Source organism: Micromonospora sp. NPDC049799 (genome assembly GCF_040656655.1).
Lineage (GTDB): Bacteria > Actinomycetota > Actinomycetes > Mycobacteriales > Micromonosporaceae > Micromonospora.
Genome location: NZ_JBFAMU010000608.1, coordinates 1 through 2,687 on the forward strand (window position 1 = coordinate 1; position 2,687 = coordinate 2,687).

General features: G+C 75.1%; 3 protein-coding genes and 1 pseudogene. 1 reads left to right on the forward strand and 3 read right to left on the reverse strand.

What is annotated here, in order from left to right; all coding sequences use genetic code 11:
• The 3 genes and pseudogenes from AB0I76_RS27125 to AB0I76_RS27135 form a co-directional block, all read right to left on the reverse strand.
• Nucleotides 1-324: pseudogene (locus AB0I76_RS27125) on the reverse strand (hypothetical protein); the annotation flags it as partial.
• A gap of 58 nt (nucleotides 325-382) precedes the next feature.
• Nucleotides 383-1,801 (reverse strand): class I SAM-dependent methyltransferase, encoded by a 1,419-nt coding sequence (locus tag AB0I76_RS27130; protein WP_357041130.1) that lies wholly within the window; start codon nucleotides 1,799-1,801, stop codon nucleotides 383-385.
• Between the two features lie 5 nt (nucleotides 1,802-1,806).
• A complete protein-coding gene (locus AB0I76_RS27135) occupies nucleotides 1,807-1,956 on the reverse strand; it encodes a hypothetical protein (protein ID WP_357041133.1) in 150 nt (49 codons plus the stop codon).
• Nucleotides 1,957-2,163: 207 nt separating this feature from the next.
• Between AB0I76_RS27135 and AB0I76_RS27140 the strand changes: the two genes are divergently transcribed.
• Nucleotides 2,164-2,687 (forward strand): arginase family protein (locus AB0I76_RS27140; RefSeq protein ID WP_357041136.1); only part of this gene is annotated, 524 nt, incomplete at its 3' end.

The window sequence follows — 2,687 nt, forward strand, 5'->3', positions numbered from 1 at the left end:
CGCCCGGCTGGTTCCGGCGCGATGAGCACCCTGCCCCCGCGGGTCGTGGTGGTGAGCCGGCGCAGCGAGCTGGACGAGCTGCTGGGCCAGCGCGCCGAGCAGTCCGACGGCGAGCGTCGGCACGAGCGCGACGAGGACGAGGAGCAGCAGGATCTCGCCCGGGTCGGCCCGGTGGAACAGGAAGAAGTCGGGACTGCGGCCGAGCCCGTCCAGCACCGGCTGGGTGACCACGAGCCCGAGCAGACCGGCCACCTCCGCCAGCCGGCCGAGCTCCCGCCGCCAGCCGCGCCACGGTCGACCCGACCTCCCCGCCGTGCCGCCCACCTCGTCGCGGTCGGCTCCGCCGGCCGGTGACTCCGCGGGGAGAGCCGGTGTCGCCGGCTCAGTCACCCACGACCGCCTCGTAGAGCGTGCGGGTGCCCGAGGGCAGGTCGAGCCGGCGGGCGATGCGGCAGCGGACGGCGAGGGACCGCTCGAACTCCTCCCGCCGGTAGTCCGGGAAGAGTCCCTCGGGCTTGTTGGCCAGCAGCCGCCGGGCCATCGGGTCCTCCGGGTGGACGAACTCCACCACGAGCCGGGCACCGGGCGCGGCGAGCGCGACGAGCCCGTCGACCACCTCGGGCAGCGGCACGTTGCGGCCGATCGCGAGGTGGTGCACGACCGCCAGGGCGAGCACCACGTCGGCGTGGGCCCGGTCGGCGAACGACGCCCGCTCGACGCCCCGCCAGCCCCCACCGGGGGACGGGTCGGCGAGGTCCATGACCAGCGGCAGGATGCGCCGCTCCCCCTGTGCGCGCAGCGTCCGGTACAACTCGTCGACCACCGTGGGGTCCTGCTCGACCGCGACGACGTAGTCGGCGTGCCGCGCGGCCAGGCGCGCGTACCGGCCGTCGTTGGCGCCGAGGTCGAGCACCAGGCGGGCGCGGGGACCGGCGGTCAGCGCCTCGGCCACGAAGCGTTCCTTGGCCGCCCGGTCGTCGGCGGTGTAGCCGCAGGTGCGCTGGTAGTCGACCCAGTGGCTGGGCGCGCCACGGCGGTCCAGGCGGCGGACCAGCTTCTCGATGCCGCGTACGGTGGCCAGGGCCAGCTCGCGGGAGTAGCCGGCGGCGCGCAGCTGGGAGCGCACGTCGGCGGTGCTCGCGCCGGCGTTGCGGCGCTGCATGGCGCCGTGCAGGTGTACGTGGGTGAGCACCCCCGGCAGCAGTCGCCGGGTGCCGCCGAGGAGCGGACGCATCTGCTCCGGCTCGATGCCGTCGACCCGGGCCCGCAGCCAGGGCTGGAAGTCCAGCCCCAGGTGGGCGCCGAGCAGCAGCGGGTACAGCATGGTCTGGCAGAACTGCCGGTAGCCGGCCCACGGTTCGCCGTCGCGGGCCGGCGTGAAGGACCCGACGTCGATGAAGACCGGCTCCGCGCCACGCCACTGGAGGTTGTACGCGGACCCGTCCTTGGTGGTGAACCCCTCCGGCAGGGCGGCGCGCAGGATCTCCAGGTGCAGCAGCGCGGCGTCGCGCAGCATGGCGAAGGACCACTCGTACGGGTGGGAGACGAAGGGGATCCGCTCGTGGCGCAGCACCGCCGCCCAGCCGTGCGGGAGCGGCGCCGGATCGGCCGGTTCGGTGCCGCACACCTTGCCGGCGGCCACCAGCGACGGGAAGAACCCGCTCGCGGCGAGGGCCCGCCACTGCACGGCCGCCTCCTCGTCGAGCCCGCGCAGCACCTCGTCACCGAGGTGGAAGATCCGGTTCGCCGGGTCGCGGAACGAACCGGGCTCGGCCCGCAGCCGCGGGTCGGAGATCGCCATGCCGGTCAGCGCTGGTCGGTGGGCTGCCGGCGGAACCGGTCCACCAGGCGTCGCCAGTAGAGCTTGGCCGCCACCGCGGCGCCGGCGACCCCGCCGACCACCGCCTGCACGATCAAGCTGCCGGATCCCGCGTCCAGGTAGGCCAGGTGGTCCACCGACCGCTCCTTTCCCCTCACCGTCTCGACCCCGGGGCACGCCTGGACGCCCGCTATGCGGGTTTTAGGGCTTTACGCCGGGCTTGTCTGACACCGTACGCCGCTTCACGGTCGAAGGAGACCCACACCGGACACTCCACCCGACGTCCGCGGCGACCTTCGCCGTACGCGCCGTCCGGCCGGTCACGTCGGACTACCTTCGACGGCATGCGATGGTCGGTGCTGGACGCCCCGCTGGAGTCGTCCGGCCGGGGGCGGGGCGAGCGGCGGGCGCCGGTGGCGCTGCGGACGGCGGGACTGCTCGCGCGGCTCGGCGCCGAGGACGCCGGGGCGCTCCACACGCTCGTCACCGACCCGGTGCGAGACCCGGAGACCGGGGTGATCGGCGCGGACCAGGTCCGCGAGGCAATCCGGGACATCTCCGCGCGGGTGATGGAGTTGACCGCCGACGGCCGGCACCCGCTCGTCCTGGGCGGCGACTGCGCGATCCTGCCCGGGATCCTCCTGGGGCTGCCGTCCGGCTTCGACCTGTGGTTCCTCGACGGGCACGTCGACTTCCACGACGGACGGACCTCCCCCACCGGCGAGGCGGCGGACATGGACCTGTCGCTGGTGACCGACCACGGCCCGGCGGGCCTCCTCGACCGGGAGGGCCCGCTGGTCGACCCCGACCAGGTCCACCTGCTCGGCCACCGCCCGCCCACCGACGCCGAGAGCGGCCTCGAGGCGGC

Bases quoted from the DNA above. Each gene is read 5' to 3' on its own strand.
- AB0I76_RS27130 (WP_357041130.1), bottom strand. From the start codon at position 1,801: ATGGCGATCTCCGACCCGCGGCTGCGGGCCGAGCCCGGTTCGTTCCGC.